Origin of the sequence: Limimaricola sp. (assembly GCF_016125575.1) — a bacterium.
Classification (GTDB): Bacteria; Pseudomonadota; Alphaproteobacteria; order Rhodobacterales; family Rhodobacteraceae; genus WGLM01.
On the sequence record NZ_WGLM01000005.1, the window covers coordinates 224,490 to 240,466 of the forward strand.

General features: G+C 66.2%; 16 protein-coding genes. 12 read left to right on the top strand and 4 right to left on the bottom strand.

The features are described 5' to 3' along the window. Nucleotides 1-84: 84 nt before the first annotated feature. The 6 genes from bamA (at nt 85) to lpxB (ending at nt 6,424) form a co-directional block, all read left to right on the top strand. Nucleotides 85-2,400, top strand: coding sequence for an outer membrane protein assembly factor BamA (gene bamA / locus GC146_RS12475; RefSeq protein ID WP_291839003.1), 2,316 nt, complete (start codon nt 85-87; stop codon nt 2,398-2,400). Continuing rightward, entirely contained in the window at nt 2,400-3,110 is a 711-nt protein-coding gene (locus GC146_RS12480; RefSeq protein ID WP_291839005.1) for an OmpH family outer membrane protein, read from the top strand. The genes bamA and GC146_RS12480 overlap by 1 nt, the downstream gene beginning before the upstream one ends. Nucleotides 3,111-3,205: 95 nt before the next feature. Beyond that, nucleotides 3,206-3,697 carry a 3-hydroxyacyl-ACP dehydratase FabZ gene (fabZ, locus tag GC146_RS12485; RefSeq protein WP_291839007.1) on the top strand — a complete coding sequence of 164 codons (492 nt, stop codon included), beginning with the start codon at nt 3,206-3,208 and terminating at the stop codon, nt 3,695-3,697. Next, the gene (gene lpxA, locus GC146_RS12490) at nt 3,694-4,479 is read left to right on the top strand and encodes an acyl-ACP--UDP-N-acetylglucosamine O-acyltransferase (protein ID WP_291839009.1); all 786 of its coding nucleotides are present in this window, start codon (nt 3,694-3,696) and stop codon (nt 4,477-4,479) included. The genes fabZ and lpxA overlap by 4 nt, the downstream gene beginning before the upstream one ends. Beyond that, nucleotides 4,479-5,285 carry a UDP-2,3-diacylglucosamine diphosphatase LpxI gene (gene lpxI, locus GC146_RS12495; protein WP_291839010.1) on the top strand — a complete coding sequence of 269 codons (807 nt, stop codon included), beginning with the start codon at nt 4,479-4,481 and terminating at the stop codon, nt 5,283-5,285. Before lpxA ends, lpxI begins: the two co-directional genes overlap by 1 nt. Further along, on the top strand, nt 5,282-6,424 hold the full coding sequence (lpxB, locus tag GC146_RS12500; RefSeq protein ID WP_291839012.1) for a lipid-A-disaccharide synthase: 1,143 nt from the start codon (nt 5,282-5,284) through the stop codon (nt 6,422-6,424). Before lpxI ends, lpxB begins: the two co-directional genes overlap by 4 nt. 62 nt (nt 6,425-6,486) lie before the next feature. Here the strand turns inward: lpxB and mnmA are convergent, their stop codons facing one another. Next, on the bottom strand, nt 6,487-7,626 hold the full coding sequence (gene mnmA, locus GC146_RS12505) for a tRNA 2-thiouridine(34) synthase MnmA (RefSeq protein ID WP_291839015.1): 1,140 nt from the start codon (nt 7,624-7,626) through the stop codon (nt 6,487-6,489). A gap of 158 nt (nt 7,627-7,784) precedes the next feature. Here mnmA and GC146_RS12510 point away from each other — a divergent pair, with 158 nt between their 5' ends. The 5 genes from GC146_RS12510 to GC146_RS12530 all read left to right on the top strand — a co-directional run bounded on the left by GC146_RS12510 (nt 7,785) and on the right by GC146_RS12530 (nt 13,429). Further along, nucleotides 7,785-8,063, top strand: a complete 279-nt coding sequence (locus tag GC146_RS12510) for a DUF1153 domain-containing protein (protein WP_291839018.1) — start codon at nt 7,785-7,787, stop codon at nt 8,061-8,063. An 87-nt stretch (nt 8,064-8,150) separates the two neighbouring features. After that, the gene (gene ctrA / locus GC146_RS12515; protein WP_291839021.1) at nt 8,151-8,864 is read left to right on the top strand and encodes a response regulator transcription factor CtrA; all 714 of its coding nucleotides are present in this window, start codon (nt 8,151-8,153) and stop codon (nt 8,862-8,864) included. 96 nt (nt 8,865-8,960) lie between these two features. Continuing rightward, complete coding sequence (gene ligA, locus GC146_RS12520; protein ID WP_291839025.1) at nt 8,961-11,105, top strand: NAD-dependent DNA ligase LigA; 2,145 nt, start codon at nt 8,961-8,963, stop codon at nt 11,103-11,105. Beyond that, complete coding sequence (gene recG / locus GC146_RS12525) at nt 11,102-13,192, top strand: ATP-dependent DNA helicase RecG (protein ID WP_291839027.1); 2,091 nt, start codon at nt 11,102-11,104, stop codon at nt 13,190-13,192. The genes ligA and recG overlap by 4 nt, the downstream gene beginning before the upstream one ends. 105 nt (nt 13,193-13,297) lie before the next feature. Then, nucleotides 13,298-13,429: a hypothetical protein gene (locus GC146_RS12530; RefSeq protein WP_291839030.1), complete on the top strand. Its 132-nt coding sequence runs from the start codon at nt 13,298-13,300 to the stop codon at nt 13,427-13,429. 193 nt (nt 13,430-13,622) lie between these two features. Here the strand turns inward: GC146_RS12530 and GC146_RS12535 are convergent, their stop codons facing one another. Beyond that, entirely contained in the window at nt 13,623-14,075 is a 453-nt protein-coding gene (locus GC146_RS12535; RefSeq protein WP_291839033.1) for an iron-sulfur cluster assembly scaffold protein, read from the bottom strand. 81 nt (nt 14,076-14,156) lie between these two features. Between GC146_RS12535 and hisI the strand changes: the two genes are divergently transcribed. Beyond that, entirely contained in the window at nt 14,157-14,516 is a 360-nt protein-coding gene (gene hisI / locus GC146_RS12540; protein WP_291839036.1) for a phosphoribosyl-AMP cyclohydrolase, read from the top strand. Between the two features lie 9 nt (nt 14,517-14,525). Here the strand turns inward: hisI and gluQRS are convergent, their stop codons facing one another. After that, nucleotides 14,526-15,359: a tRNA glutamyl-Q(34) synthetase GluQRS gene (gluQRS, locus tag GC146_RS12545; RefSeq protein WP_291839039.1), complete on the bottom strand. Its 834-nt coding sequence runs from the start codon at nt 15,357-15,359 to the stop codon at nt 14,526-14,528. Continuing rightward, the gene (locus GC146_RS12550; RefSeq protein WP_291839041.1) at nt 15,356-15,970 is read right to left on the bottom strand and encodes a class I SAM-dependent methyltransferase; all 615 of its coding nucleotides are present in this window, start codon (nt 15,968-15,970) and stop codon (nt 15,356-15,358) included. The genes gluQRS and GC146_RS12550 overlap by 4 nt, the downstream gene beginning before the upstream one ends. Nucleotides 15,971-15,977: the final 7 nt, after the last annotated feature.

Genomic DNA, 15,977 nt, shown 5'->3' on the forward strand with positions numbered 1-15,977 from the left:
CCTTCGGGGCGTTCTTGTTTTTGACAAGACCCTGCATTCCCGCTACTCCAATGACACCTTGGGGTGTCTGACTAGGCGGTATCGATGCGCAATATCTCGGGCGGCATAGCCGCATACGTCGTATCCTTTGTGTCTCGGGGGCTAGCGGCGCTGGTACTTGCGGTGACGCTGCTGGGCGCAACTGCGGCCTACGCGCAATCCTTCGTCTTCTCGTCCATCGCGGTGCAGGGCAACACCCAAATCGAGTCTGCAAGCATCGTGACACTTGCCGCGCTGCCGCTTGGACAGGCCGTTTCGGCCGGCGATGTGAACGACGCTGTGCAGCGAATCCGGGAGTCGGGTTTCTTCGAATCGGTCGATGCCGTGCCCAACGGATCGACACTTGTGATCCGCGTGGTGGAATATCCCGTGATCAATCGCATCAACATCGAAGGCAACAACAAGCTCAAGGATGCGGACCTTCTGAAGCTCGTGCAGTCGCAGCCACGCCATATCTACAATCCGTCACAGGCCGAGGCCGATGCCGCTGCCATGGCGCAGGCCTATGCCGACAAGGGCAGGGTGAACGCCAGCGTCACGCCGCGCATCATCCGCCTGTCCGACAACCGCGTTGACCTTGTCTTCGAGGTGTTCGAGGGCGGCGTGACCGAGGTGCAAAGCATCGGTTTTGTCGGCAACCAGGACTTCTCGGACCGCCGGCTGCGGATGGTGTTGGACACCAAGCAGTCGGGCATCCTGCACGCGCTGATCCAGAAGGACAATTACAGTGCCGACCGGGTTGCGATGGACCGCACGCTGCTGACAGATTTCTACCACTCGCGCGGCTATCCCGATTTCGTCGTGCAAAGCGTTGACGTGCGCCTGACCGAAGCGCGCGATGCCTACCTGATCACCTACAACGTGGTCGAGGGTCAGAAATTCACCTTCGGTGATGTCACCGTGGCCTCCGACCTTCCCGATGTGAACCTCGCGGAATTCCAGTCGGCGATCCGGCTGCATCGCGGCGTCACCTATTCGCCCACGCTGATTGATGCCGACATCACGCGGATGGAGCGGCTGGCGGTGCAGAAGGGCCTCAACTTCATCAAGATCGAGCCCAAGATCACGCGCGATGACCGCAACCTGACGCTGGGCCTGACGTACCAGATCAGCCGCGGCGAGCGCGTTTTCATCGAACGGATCGACATTTCCGGTAACACCACCACGCTGGACCGCGTGATCCGCAACCAGTTCACTGCCGCCGAAGGCGACCCCTTCAACCCGCGCGCCATCCGTGAAGCGGCTGCGCGCATCCGTGCGCTGGGATACTTCGCGAACGCCGACGTGCAGGCCCGTCAGGGCACCGCGCCCGACCAGGTCATCGTCGACGTGAACGTGACCGAACAGCCCACGGGTTCGCTGTCGTTTGGTGCAAACTACTCGACCGATGCGGGCCTCGGATTGGTGGCCAGTTTCCGCGAATCGAACTTCCTTGGACGCGGGCAGCAGCTCTCGTTCTCGATCTCGACGGCGAAGTCCAACCGCAACTTCGGCTTCAACTTTACCGAACCGAACCTGCTGGGCCGCGACCTCGCTCTGGGTCTGAACCTGTCCTACAAGACCACGACCAACCAGAACGCGCTTTATGACACCCAGTCGTTCACCTTCGCGCCAAGCCTCAGCTTCCCGCTGGGTGACAATTCGCGGCTGAAGCTGGGCTATAACCTGAACTACTCCGAAATCAGCAACGTCAGCACAACCGATCCCTACATCCTCGCCGACCAAACGGCAGGCGGGCGCTGGACCAATAGCGTTGACTATACTTACAGCTACGACACGCGCCGCACGGGCCTGAACCCCAATGCCGGTGTGCTGCTGCAGTTCGGGCAGGAATTCGGCTTTGGCGATGTCCAGTACATCGCGACCACCGCCCGCGCCGTGGCAGAAACGAAGGTTCTGAACGAGGAAGTCACGCTCAGGGCCAGCCTGCAGGGTGGTGCGTTGAGCTATACGCAAGGTTCCAGCCGGATCACCGACCGTTACTTCCTCGGCAGCAACTACCTGCGCGGGTTCAAGCCGGGCGGTATCGGACCGCGCTATATCGATGGTGGAACCAACGACGCACTGGGCGGCAACTATTATGCCGTGGCCTCGTTCGAAGCCGAGTTTCCGCTCGGCCTGCCGACCGAGTATGGTGTGACCGGCGGCGCGTTCATCGATTACGGCTCGGTCTGGGATACCGGTTTGCCCAGCGATCCCAAGATCTTCTATAACGACTTCACGCCGCGCACGGTGATTGGCCTGTCGATCTTCTGGAAAACGCCGGTCGGGCCTTTGCGGTTCAACTTTACCCGCGCCCTGTCGAGCGAGACCTACGACCAGACCAAGAACTTCGACGTGACGGTCTCGACCAACTTCTGATGCGCGTCCTGCGTGCCTTTCTGGCCGCGGCGCTGCTGGGGCTGGCGCCGGTGGCCGCCCCGGCGCAGGGGACCGCCGCGCAGCCACCGTTGCTGCAGGGCGGTCTGCTGACGATCGATCCTGACAGGTTGTTCACGCAAAGCCTGTTCGGCAAGCGAGTGCTGGCCGATGCCCAATCCCAGACCGAGGCGCTTGCGGCCGAAAACCGCCAGATCGAGGCGCAACTGACGGCCGAGGAGAAAGACCTGACCGCCAAGCGGCCAAAGATGTCGCCGCAGGATTTCAGGGTCGAGGCTGATGCCTTTGATGCCAAGGTGCAGGACATCCGCAAGCAGCAGGATGCCAAGGAGCGCGCGCTGCAGGACATCGTGACCAAGGGCCGCGAGGCGTTCTTCAACGCGGCGCGCCCGGAGTTGGGTCGTCTGATGCTCAGCCGTGGCGCGGTGGCGATTCTTGACCGGCGCAGCCTGTTCTTGTCAGTCGCGGTGATCGACATCACCGACGCCGCCATTTCCGCCATCGACAACGCGATCGGGGACGGCGCGCAGCTTGATGCCGGTCAGTCGAATGGCAGCGGCTCGTCCGACACAACCACGCAGGGCGGTTCAACTCAAAGCGCGCCCGTGCAACCGTCGCCTGCGCTGAACCCGGCCCCCGATCCTGCCACGGTTCCTGCGACCTCGGACCCGGCCCCCGCGACAGGCAACTGAGCGCGCCCTGCTTGCCCCGGTCTGGCCTTGTTGCTAGTCAGACGGAACGCCACCCGCGGCCCGGCGCCGCCGCCGCGCCCGCCAAGGAGACCCCGATGACCCAGACTGATTCCGCTGCAGCACCGGCCCCGGTGACCGAGGCCGGCATCGACCTGATCCAGCGCATTCTGCCGCATCGCTATCCGTTCCTGCTGGTCGACCGGGTGACGCAGATCGAGGGCACGACCTCGGCCGTCGGCCTCAAGAACGTCAGCATGAACGAGCCGCATTTCCAGGGCCATTTCCCCGGCAACCCGATCATGCCCGGCGTCACGATCGTCGAGGCGATGGCGCAGACCGCGGCGGTGATGGTCGGGGCGACGTTGGGCCTGACCGACGGCAACATGCTGATCTATTTCATGGCGATCGACGGCTGCAAGTTCCGCCGCAAAGTGGTGCCGGGCGATCAGCTGCGCATGGAGGTGACGACCACACGGGGCAAGCCCGGCGGCAAGGTCTGGCGCTTCCGTGGGGTCGCCACCGTCGAGGGCGAGATGGCCGCCGAGGCCGAATTCACCGCGATGATGGACCTGCGGTCGGCGGAATGACGGCACAGGTCCACCCCACGGCGCTTGTCGAGGATGGCGCGCAGCTTGGCGACGGTTGCGTGATCGGCCCTTTCTGTGTTGTGGGTCCGCAGGTCGTTCTAGGCCCGCGCGTGGTGCTGAAAAGCCATGTCGTGGTGACAGGTGATACCGAGATTGGCGCGGACAGCATCGTCTTTCCCTTCGCCGTGGTGGGCGAGATCCCGCAGGATCTGAAATTCGCGGGTGAAAAGACGCAACTTCGGATCGGCGAACGTAACCGGATCCGCGAGCATGCCACGATGAACCCCGGCACATCTGGCGGTGGCGGCGTGACGCGCATCGGCGATGATGGCCTGTTCATGGCGGGATGCCACATCGCGCATGACGCGCAAGTGGGCGACCGGGTGATCGTCGTCAACCAGTCCGCTGTCGCGGGCCATTGCGTGATCGAGGATGACGTCATCATCGGCGGGCTGTCGGGCGTGCATCAATGGGTCCGCATTGGCCGCGGCGCAATAATCGGCGCGCTGACGATGGTGACCAATGACGTGGTGCCCTATGGCCTTGTGCAAGGTCCGCGTGGGGTGCTGGACGGGCTGAACCTCGTCGGGCTCAAGCGCAAGGGCGTGGACCGGGCGGATATCACCGCGCTGCGCGCCGCGTTTCAGGCACTCAAGGATGGCGAGGGCACGTTTCAGGATCGCGCACGCCGTCTGAAGGGCGAAAGCGACAGCCCCTTCGTGCAGCAGATGGTCGATTTCATTCTCGGCGAGAGCGACCGCAGCTTTCTGACACCCGGCTGATGCTGGCCCTCGTCGCAGGAACCGGCGAATTGCCCGCTGCACTGGTCGCGCGGCTGACCGAGGCGGGCGAAGACGTGCTGATCTGCCAGCCAGAGGGTGTAGCGCCGGAGCTGCCGGCCAGCATGCCGCGCCTGACCTTTCGACTGGAAACACTCGGAAGCCTGATCGCTGCCCTTCAAAATCGCGGCGTGGGGCGCGTTTGCATGGCCGGCGCCGTCCGGCGACCGGTGATCGACCCCGCGCTGATCGACCCGGCCACTGCGCCGCTTCTGCCGCGGTTGACGGCGGCGTTGGGGCAGGGCGATGACGGTGCGTTGCGCGCCCTCATCGGCATTTTCGAAGAGGCCGGCCTGCAAGTTGTCGCCGCGCATCAGATTGCGCCCGACCTGCTGCCGCAAACCGGCATCCACACCCGGGCCACGCCTGACGACGCTGCCCGCGCCGGTGCCGCCCTGGGCGAGGCGACAGTGGCTGAAATGGGGCGGGCCGATCTGGGTCAGGCTTGCGTGATCGGCGCGGACCGGGTGATCGCGCGCGAGGACGAGGCCGGAACCGACGCGATGCTCGCCACGCTCGGCGCCGTGCCGCCCGGGGCGGTCCTCTTCAAGGCGCCCAAACCCGGTCAGGACAGGCGCGCCGACCTGCCGGTCATCGGTCCCGAAACCGCACGCGCGGCGGCAAGGGCCGGCCTCGCCGGCATCGTCATCGAGGCGGGTGGCGTGATGGTGATGAACCTCGCCGAGGTCATAGAGATCCTGAATGCCGCGGGTCTCTTTCTGTGGGTTCGGCCCAAGGGGGCGACATGAAGGTCTTCCTGATCGCGGGCGAACCTTCGGGCGATCGTCTGGGCGGCGCGCTGATGGCGGGCCTGAAAGCATTGCATCCAGACCTGACTTTCGATGGCGTCGGCGGGCCGCTGATGCAGGCCGAAGGGTTGAACAGCCGTTTCCCGATGGATGAACTCAGCGTCATGGGGTTGGCCGAGATCCTGCCGAAATACCGCGCGCTCAAACGCCGCATTTCCGAAATGGCAGAGGCCGTTCTGGCCACCGCACCAGACGTCTTGATCACCATCGACAGCCCCGATTTCTGCCTGCGCGTCGCGGCCCTGGTCAAGGCGCAGGCACCGGTCCGTACCGTGCATTATGTTGCCCCGTCGGTCTGGGCGTGGCGGCCCGGCCGCGCGGTGAAGATGGCGCGCTACATCGACGAGGTTCTGGCGCTTCTGCCATTCGAGCCGCCCTTGATGCAGGCCGCCGGCATGGAATGCACCTTCGTCGGTCATCCGGTGGTGGCTGAACCCGTTGCAACCATGGCCGAAGCTGCCGCCTTTCGCGCCGCGCATGGCATTGGCGAGGTGCCGTTGATCCTCGCGCTGCCCGGCTCGCGCAAGGGCGAGGTTGGCCGATTGGCGCCGGTCTTTGGCGCAAGCATCGACAGGGTGCTGAGCGTTCATCCCAATGCTCGGGTCGTGGTGCCTTGCGCGGCCCCCGTGGCGGGCCTCGTGGCGCAACTGACGCACAAATGGCCCGGACGGCCGATCCTGATCGATCCGGCCACAGCGCGGCCCGGCGAGAAGGCCGCGGCCTTTCGCGCCGCCGACGTGGCGCTGGCGGCCTCCGGCACCGTCTCGCTCGAACTGGCCGCGAACGGCACGCCGATGGTGATTGCCTACCAGATGGCATGGCTGACGCACCAGATCGTGTCGCGCCGATTGCTCATTGATACGGTGACGCTGGTCAATCTTGTCAGCGAAACCCGCACCGTGCCTGAATTCATTGGCCCTGCCTGCCGGCCCGACCGGATTGCCGAGGCGCTGCTGGCCACGATGGCCAACCCGCAGGCCCAGCAGCAGGCCATGCAGTTGACAATGGAACGTCTAGGGCAGGGGGGCGAGGCGCCGGGCCTGCGCGCGGCCCGCGCGGTGCTGGCCGGTCTTGCCTGACCGTGGCTTCATCTTGCCGGAAATACTCCCGCCGGAGGCCTCGCGGCCCCGCAGGGGCGAGATCACCGCCCGCGCCAGATCCAGCCGCCGCCCAGCACGCGGCTGCCCTCGGGCGCATAGAAGACGCAGGCCTGTCCGGGGCTGACACCCTCTTCGGGGGCCAGCAGTTCCACCTCGGCCTCCGTCGCCGACAGCGGCCGCAGCAGCGCAGGCATCGCAGGCTTGGTCGAGCGAACCTTGACCAGCACCTCACGCGTGCCGCCGGCGGCGAAATCGCCCTCGCCCAGCCAGTTGATCTCGCGCAGGGGGACGTGGCGTGTCGCCAGCATCTCCTTGGGGCCAACCACCACCTGCCGCCGGTCGACATCAAGGCGCACGACGTAAAGCGGATCGGCCAGCCCGCCGATGCCAAGGCCCCGCCGTTGCCCGATCGTGTAATGGATCACGCCCCGGTGCGTACCCAGCACGGTGCCGGAAGCATCGACGATCTCGCCGGGTTCGGCCGCACCGGGTCGCAGCTTCTCGATCACCGCGGCATAGTTGCCCGACGGGACAAAGCAGATGTCCTGGCTGTCGGGCTTGTCCGCCACCGGCAGGCCATGCCGCGCCGCCAGCGCGCGCGTCTCGGCCTTGGAGGCGAGGTGTCCCAGCGGGAAGCGCAGGAAATCGAGCTGTTCAGGCGTGGTCGAGAACAGGAAATAGGACTGGTCGCGCGCCGGATCGGCTGCGCGGTGCAATTCGGGGCCGTGCAGGCCCATCTTGCGCTGGATGTAATGGCCCGTCGCCATGCAATCGGCATCCAGATCGCGCGCGGTCTGCATCAGGTCCTTGAACTTCACCCGCTCGTTGCAGCGGATGCAGGGCACGGGCGTGGCGCCGGCAAGATAGCTGTCGGCGAACTCGTCGATCACCGCCTCGCGAAAGACCGATTCGTAATCGAGCACGTAGTGAGGGAAGCCCATCGTCTCGGCCACGCGGCGCGCGTCGTGAATGTCGCGGCCCGCGCAGCAGGCACCCTTCTTGGCCAGCGCCGCGCCGTGGTCGTAAAGCTGCAGCGTCACGCCCACCACGTCATAGCCCTCGGCTGCCAGTTCGGCGGCCACGACAGAGCTGTCCACGCCGCCCGACATCGCCACCACGACGCGGGTGTCGGCGGGGGCCTTGGGCAGGCCCAGCGAGTTCAGCGCGGGATCGAGCGGCATCGGCGTGGTCCTTGGGCGGGGCGCGGGCGGCATTGATGGCCCGCAGGTGCGCGGCAATATCAGAAAATCCGAACGAGTCTCAACCCCCCGGTTTCATCCCTCCTTAAACCCGTTCGCCTGACGATGCGCGGTGCAAAGCGTTCACGGAGGGGTGAGAGATGTATTTGCGCAAAGTGGACGGGCCAAGGTCGGTAACCTTGCCCGATGGATCGATCATGACGCGGGCCGATTTGCCGCCCGGCGATACGCGGCGTTGGGTCGCCTCGCGCAAGGCTGCAGTCGTGCGGGCAGTCACCGCGGGGCTGATCTCGCGGGCCATCGCACTGGAACGGTATGGCCTTTCGGACGAGGAATTCAGCGCGTGGGAGCGTGCCATTTCTGCCCATGGCGAAGCCGCATTAAAGGCCACGGCGGTGCAACGCTATAGACAACCTTAGATTGTATGTGCAGGAGTGGATCGTGGGTAACGTGTGATTAACCTTTTCAGGTCAGGGTTAACGACGACGAGACAGCGGAGACCTGCGATGCGCATCCTACTGGTGGAAGACGACCCGACGACATCGAAAAGCATCGAGTTGATGCTGACCCATGCCAACCTGAACGTCTACGCCACGGACCTTGGTGAAGAGGGCATCGACCTTGCCAAGCTCTACGACTACGACCTGATCCTGCTGGATCTGAACCTGCCTGACATGAACGGGCATGAGGTGCTGCGGCAATTGCGGCTCGCCCGGATTGACACGCCCATTCTCATCCTGTCGGGCGAAAACGCGACCGAAGCCAAGCTGAAGGGCTTTGGCTTCGGCGCTGACGACTACATGACCAAGCCATTTCACCGCGAGGAACTGGTCGCGCGGATCCACGCGATCATCCGCCGCTCCAAAGGCCATGCGCAATCGGTGATCCGGACCGGGCGTATCGCCGTCAATCTTGATGCCAAGACGGTGGAGGTAGGCGGCGCCTCGGTGCACCTGACCGGCAAGGAATACCAGATGCTGGAGCTGCTCAGCCTGCGCAAGGGCACGACGCTGACCAAGGAAATGTTCCTTAACCACCTTTATGGCGGGATGGACGAGCCGGAACTGAAGATCATCGACGTCTTCATCTGCAAGCTGCGCAAGAAGCTTAGCCTGGCGACCGGCGGAGAGAACCATATCGAGACGGTCTGGGGCCGCGGCTATGTCCTGCGCGACCCCGAACCCTTGCAGAATGCCGAACGGCTGGCGATGGGGGCCTGAGACGCCCGCCTGAGTTCTTGCAAGGTGCTGCACAGGCTGGACGGGGCGGGGCGGCGCAAATAAGGTCTGCGCCGGTAGCCACGGCAGGAGGGGCAGGTGAGCGCAACAGCGGCCGATCCGGCCAAGCGTCCGGTCGAAGACCTCTCTCCCGACGAGGCCGCGGCAGAGCTTGCACGCCTTGCCACGGCCATTGAGGCGGCCAATTTGGCCTATCACGGCAAGGACGCCCCCGAGATCTCGGATGCGGCTTATGACGCGCTGAAGTTGCGCAACATTGCGATCGAAACGCGCTTTCCCGACCTCAAGCGCCCCGACAGCCCCAGCGAAAAGGTGGGCGCATCCCCGGCAGAGGGGTTTGCCCAAGTGCGTCACACCGTGCGCATGCTTAGCCTGGGAAATGCCTTTGCCGATCAGGATGTCACGGAGTTCGACACCCGCATTCGCCGCTACCTTGGGCTGCCCCCCGAGGCGCACCTTGCCTACACCGCGGAACCCAAGATCGATGGCCTGTCACTCAGCCTGCGCTACGACGACGGGCGGCTGGTCAGCGCCGCCACGCGTGGCGACGGCGAGGTGGGCGAGAACGTCACCGCCAATGCCCGCACGATTACCGACATTCCCACCCGGTTGGAGGGGGCGCCGGATGTGCTGGAGGTGCGTGGCGAAGTTTATATGCGTCACGCGGATTTCGCGGCACTGAATGCCCGCGCCGCCGAGAAGGGCGAAAAAGGGTTCGCCAACCCGCGCAACGCCGCGGCCGGCTCGCTGCGCCAGCTTGACCCTCAGGTCACGCGCAGCCGGCCCTTGTGCTTTTTCGCCTATGCCTGGGGCGAGGTTTCGGACCCGCTGGCCGAGACGCAGGAGGCCGCACTTGCCCGCCTTGCCGCGCTGGGGTTCACGGTCAATCCTGAGACATCGCTTTGCGATGGCCCCGCGGCGATGCTCGCCCGCTACCGCGAGATCGAGGCGAAGCGCGCCACGCTGGGCTATGACATCGACGGCGTGGTCTACAAGGTGAACGACCTTGGTCTGCAACGGCGCCTTGGCTTTCGCTCGACCACGCCACGTTGGGCCATCGCGCACAAGTTTCCCGCCGAACTTGCGTGGACCCGGCTCGAGGCGATCGACATTCAAGTCGGCCGCACCGGCGCGCTCAGCCCCGTGGCGCGGTTGCAGCCGGTGACGGTGGGCGGCGTCGTTGTTTCCAACGCGACGCTGCACAACGAGGATTACATCGCCGGACGCGACAGCACCGGCGCGCCGATCCGCGAGGGGCGGGACATCCGCGTGGGCGACTGGGTGCAGGTTTACCGGGCCGGCGACGTGATTCCGAAAATCCGCGATGTGGATATCGCGCGCCGACCGGAGACAGCTGAACCCTACCGCTTTCCCGACCATTGCCCCGAATGCGGCTCGGCCGCGATCCGCGAGGCGGGCGATTCGGTGCGCCGCTGCACCGGCGGGCTGATCTGCCCGGCCCAGGCGGTTGAGAAGCTGAAGCATTTCGTTAGCCGCGCCGCCTTCGACATCGACGGACTGGGCGCGAAACAGATCGAGCTGTTCTTTGCCGACGACGCGCTTCCCATCCGCGAACCGGCCGACATCTTCACCCTCGAAGCGCGCGATGCCGCCAACCTGGCCAAGCTCAAGAACCGTGACGGCTTTGGCGAGACAAGCGTGAAGAAACTGTTCCAGGCGATTGAGGATAAACGTGAAATCCCGCTACGCCGGCTGATCTTCGCGCTGGGAATACGCCATGTCGGCGAAACCGGCTCGGCCCTGCTGGCGGCGCATTACGGCACGTGGGATGCCTTTGCCGAAGCGATGGATGCGGCGCGCGACCTGTCAGGCCCCGCTTGGGAGGATCTGACCGCGATCGACGGGGTGGGCACGGTGCTGGCGACCTCGGTCGTCACCACGATGACGCAAGAGGCCGAACGTGCCTCGATCGACCGGTTGATCTCCCAGATCACGGTGCTGCCCGACGAAGGCCGCACCGTGGGCGACAGTCCCGTCGCGGGCAAGACCATCGTCTTCACCGGCACGCTGGAGAAGATGACCCGCGCCGAGGCCAAGGCGCGGGCCGAGGCGCTGGGGGCCAAGGTGGCAGGCTCTGTCAGCGCCAAGACGGATCTGCTCGTCGCGGGCCCCGGCGCAGGGTCCAAGGCGACCAAGGCCGCAGAGCTGGGCATCGCCACGCTGGATGAGGATGGCTGGCTTGCCCTGATCGGCGAGACATGACGGGCCGGCCCGAACGCCTTTTCCCGCTGTTCGGTGCATTGACCGCGCTTGATGGCATCGGGCCCAAGACGGCCCGCATCTTCGCCGCCGCCGGCATCGAGAAACCGCGCGACCTGCTGTTCACCCTGCCGCTGTCGGGCGTGGACCGGCACCGCCGCGCCACCATCCGCGAGGTCGTGGCCCCGGCCATCGTCACCGTCGAGGTCACCGTTGCCGGCCACGCCGCGCCGCGCACCCGCGGGCGGCCCTACCGCGTGACGGTGCAGGATGCCGAGACCAGCTTTCAGTTGGTCTTCTTCCATGCCCGCGCCGAATACCTCAAGGCGCTGCTGCCGCAGGGTGCGCGCCGCGTCGTCTCGGGCAAGCTGGAGATCTTCGACGGGGTGGCGCAGATGGTTCACCCCGACCACGTCCTGACGCTGCAAGAGGCCGAGGCGATCCCGCTGTACGAGCCGGTCTATCCGCTGCACGCCGGGATCACGCAAAAGCTGATGGGACGGGCCACGCGCAGCGCCCTGGCGCTGGCGCCGGCGTTACCGGAATGGATCGACCCGGGGCTGAAATCACGCGAGGGCTGGCCCGACTGGCGCGATGCGCTGGCCCAGGCGCATGGCCCCGAATCGGCCGTGGACCTCAGCCCGCATGACCCGGCGCGTGCGCGGCTGGCCTATGACGAGTTGTTCGCGCATCAGCTGACATTGGCACTGGCGCGCGCCACCTCGCGCCGCGGCAAGGGGCGCGAAAGCCATGGCGACGGGCAGTTGCGCGCGCGGGTGCTGGCGGCGCTGCCCTTTCGTCCGACGGGGGCGCAGATGCGCGCGGTGGGCGAGATTGCCGCCGACATGGCCGCGCCACAGCGGATGACACGCCTCCTGCAGGGCGACGTGGGCGCGGGCAAGACACTTGTGGCGCTGATGGCGCTGCTCGTCGCGGTCGAGGCAGGCGGGCAGGGCGTGATGATGGCGCCGACAGAGATCCTTGCGCGCCAGCACATGGCGGGCCTGCGGCCGCTGGCCGAAATGGCGGGCGTGCGGCTGGACATCCTCACGGGGCGCGACAAGGGGGCGGAACGCACGGCAAAGCTGGCCGATCTGGCCGAGGGCCGCATCGACATCCTCGTCGGCACCCATGCGGTGTTCCAGAAGGACGTGGTCTTTCACGACCTGCGGCTGGCCGTGATCGACGAGCAGCACCGTTTCGGCGTGGCGCAGCGGATGGAACTGGGCGCCAAGGGCCGCGCGGCAGATGTGCTGGTGATGACAGCCACGCCGATTCCGCGCAGCCTCGCGCTCGCCCAGTATGGCGACATGGACCTGTCGGTGCTGGACGAAAAGCCGCCCGGGCGCACGCCGGTGCAGACCGCGTTGGTTTCCGCCGGGCGCATCGACGAGGTGGTGGCCAAGCTGCGCCACGCGGTCAGCGAGGGGCGGCAGACCTACTGGGTCTGCCCGCTGGTCGAGGAATCGGAGGTCAGCGACATGACCGCCGCCGAAGACCGCTTTCGCCGGCTGCGCGCGATCATGGGCGAGGGGGTGGTGGGCCTTGTCCACGGCCAGCTGCCGCCCGCCGAAAAGGACGCCGCGATGGCCCGGTTCGCCGCGGGCGAGACGAAGGTGCTGGTCGCGACCACGGTTATCGAGGTGGGGGTGGACGTGCCCAATGCCTCGATCATGGTGATCGAGCGCGCCGAAAGTTTCGGCCTGTCGCAGTTGCACCAGCTGCGCGGACGGGTGGGGCGGGGGGCCGCTGCCTCGACCTGCCTGCTGATGTATCAGCCGCCACTGGGCGAGACCGCGCGCCGGCGGCTGGAGATCCTGCGCGAGACCGAGGACGGGTTCCGCATTGCCGAAGAGGATTTGGCCATTCGCGGCGCGGGTGACGTGATCGGCACCGCGCAATCGGGCCTGCCACGGTTCCGCATCGCCGACCTTGAACGGCAGGCTGGGTTGATGGCGCTGGCGCAATCGGACGCGCGCAAGCTGCTGCTGGACGACCCGACGCTCGAAGGGACACGCGGGCAGGCCGCGCGCGAGCTACTGTGGCTGATGGAACAGGACCGCGCGATCCGGCTGATCGGCGTGGGCTGACACCTAAACCTACAATGTTCGCACATGTTCTCACAAAGTTCTTTACACGCCGTTAACGATATGGAACAAAGAGGCAACGAAGCAGACACGAAACAGGAGGCACCGATGGCCCGCAAGATTACCCAAGCCCTGAACCGCGCCGAACAAAGCCCGCTGGGCGACGCGATTGGCGCGGCCTCGCTTCTGGTCATGCTGGTGGCGTCGCTGTCGCTGCCCGCGCTTTTTGGAGGAATTTGAACTGCCCGGCGTCTCGTGCCGGTCGTCCGGTCATCGCCCTGTCCCAAGCTACGCGATGACGGCCTGATCTCTGCCTGTCCTCAGCGCCCATTCCGGGGGTTGCCTGCCCCCGCCGGACGTCGCCCGGGTCCCACACGAGAACGCACTGCCTGCCGCCGCCATCCTGTCCCGGATGCGCGGCGGTTTTTTCTTGTCAGGAGGGATGCGTGGCGCGCGCGGCCTCCATCGCCTCTAGCGTCGCCTCGAAGGCCAGCATGATCGAGCCGTGACGGTTGCGGTACTCGCGCGCAGGCTCCAACGCGGCAAGGGCGGCAAAGGGCGCCTCGGGCACAGGGCCGCCGGATGTCAGCATGGCGTGCAACTGGTCGCGCCCGCGCCGCACCGTGGCCTCGTCCAGCCCCACCACAGCCGCCCCAAGGACCGAGGCTGCCGCCTGTCCCAGCGCGCAGGCCCGCACCTCTTGCGCGAAATCGGCGATCCGGCCGTCCTGCATGACAAGATCGACCGTGATGGTCGAACCGCAGGCGGGCGCGCGGCGGCGCACGCTGGCATCGGGCGCTGCCAGCCGCCCCGTGCGGGGCATGGCCGTGGCCAGGCCGAGGATGCGGGCGGAATAAAGCCGGGTAAGATCGCTGTCGTCAGTCACTTCATCTGCTCCTGGGGTTTCGCCGGGCGCCGTCCTCGCCTAGATAGGCGCTCGACGCGCCCTTGCCAAAGGAATTGACCGATGTCCTTCGATCCCGCGACGTTGCGCTATGATGCGGCTGGCCTGATCCCCGCCATCGCGCAGGATGCCGCAAGTGGCGAGGTGCTGATGCTGGCCTGGATGAATGCCGAGGCCGTGGCGCGCACGCTGGAAAGCGGGCAGGTGACCTACTGGTCGCGCTCGCGGCAGGCGTTCTGGATCAAGGGCGAAACCTCGGGCCATCGGCAGGAACTGGTCGAGATGCGCATCGACTGCGACCGCGACTGCCTGCTGGTGATGGTGCGCCAGACCGGGCCTGCCTGCCATACCGGGCGGCGCAGCTGCTTCTACACCGCGCTGCGCGACGGGGTAGAGACGGAGATTCTTCAACCTATGGCTTAGGGTCGCACCCTAAAGCCCTACCATCAAACATATATCCTTAGGCGAACGCCCCTCGGCGCGGTAGGTGGCAAGGGCGCGCGCATCGTCGCGCTTGGCCAGCCGTTTGCCCTGATCGTCGCGGATCAGACGGTGATGGTGGTAGATCGGCCGCGGCAGGCCCAGCACCGCCTGCAACAGGACGTGAATCTGCGTGGCCTCCTGCAGGTCGGCGCCGCGCACGACATGGGTGATCCCCTGCGCCGCGTCGTCCACCACGACCGACAGGTGATAGGACGTGCCCATTCCGCGCCGAGCCAGCACCACGTCGCCCACAGTTGCGGGCAGCGCCGCGGGATCAACCCTGTGCCATCCCGCATTCTCGCCGGTTTCCTCGAACCCCAGCGGCCCCAGTCCTGCGACTGCACGGCCCATGTCCAGGCGCAGGACGGCATCCGAGGGCAGGACCGGGGGGCGGGGTTTGTCTCGGCAGGTGCCGGGATAGACGGGCCCGTCGGGGCCCATCGCGCCTTCCTGTGGCGCGCCGAGGGCCGCGGCGATATCGCGCCGCGCACAGGTGCAGGGGTACAGCAGCCCCATGTCCCACAGCCGGATCAGCGCCGCGTGGTAGGTGGGAAGGCGCGCGGACTGGCGCATCACCGGTTCGGGCCAGCGCAGACCCAGCCAGAGCAGGTCGTCGAAGATCTGCGCCTCCCACTCCGGGCGGCAACGCGACTGGTCGATATCCTCGATCCGAAGCAGGAACGTGCCGCCCGCTGCCTGCGCCATGTCAAAGGCGGTGAGGGCCGAAAAGGCGTGGCCAAGGTGCAGCGGCCCCGTCGGCGAGGGCGCAAAACGGGTGATCATCGGCGCTGCAGGACGATCACCTCGGAGCCAAGCCCCTTGTCGGGCAGGTGCGGCCCATGTTCGCGCGCCACCAGTCGCGCCGTGCCGTCGTCAAGCAGGGCCTGCAATTGCCCCATGTAGGCCGCGTCCTTCAGCGTGGGGTCATTGTAGGAAAAAACAAGCAGCCCATCGGGCGCAAGGCGGTCGACAAGCAGGACCAGCGTTTCGGGTGGGGCGGCGCCAAGGCTGACCACGCCGCAGGCGAGGATCGCCGGATAAGCGCCTGTTTTAATGTCAAGATCGCCGGGATCAGACAACCAAAGACGACGGTACCAGCCAGAGCCTTCGGCCAGCGCCAACATTTCCGGCGTGATGTCGGTGCCGTCGACGCAAGTGAATCCCGCCTCGGCCAGCGCCTTGCCAGACAGCCCGGTACCACAGCCGAAATCCAGAACGGGCGTATCCAGCGCAACGTGTTGCGCCAGCATCGCCGCTGCGCGGATGGGGGTGACATAGCCGGATCCCAGCACATCCGCATCATAGGTCGCGGCCCAGTCGCGGTAGAGGGCGACCGTATCCTCGACTGAGCGGGTCGTCCAAAGGGCGGTGCTGAGAGAGTCGTCATCCGTCATGTCAGCA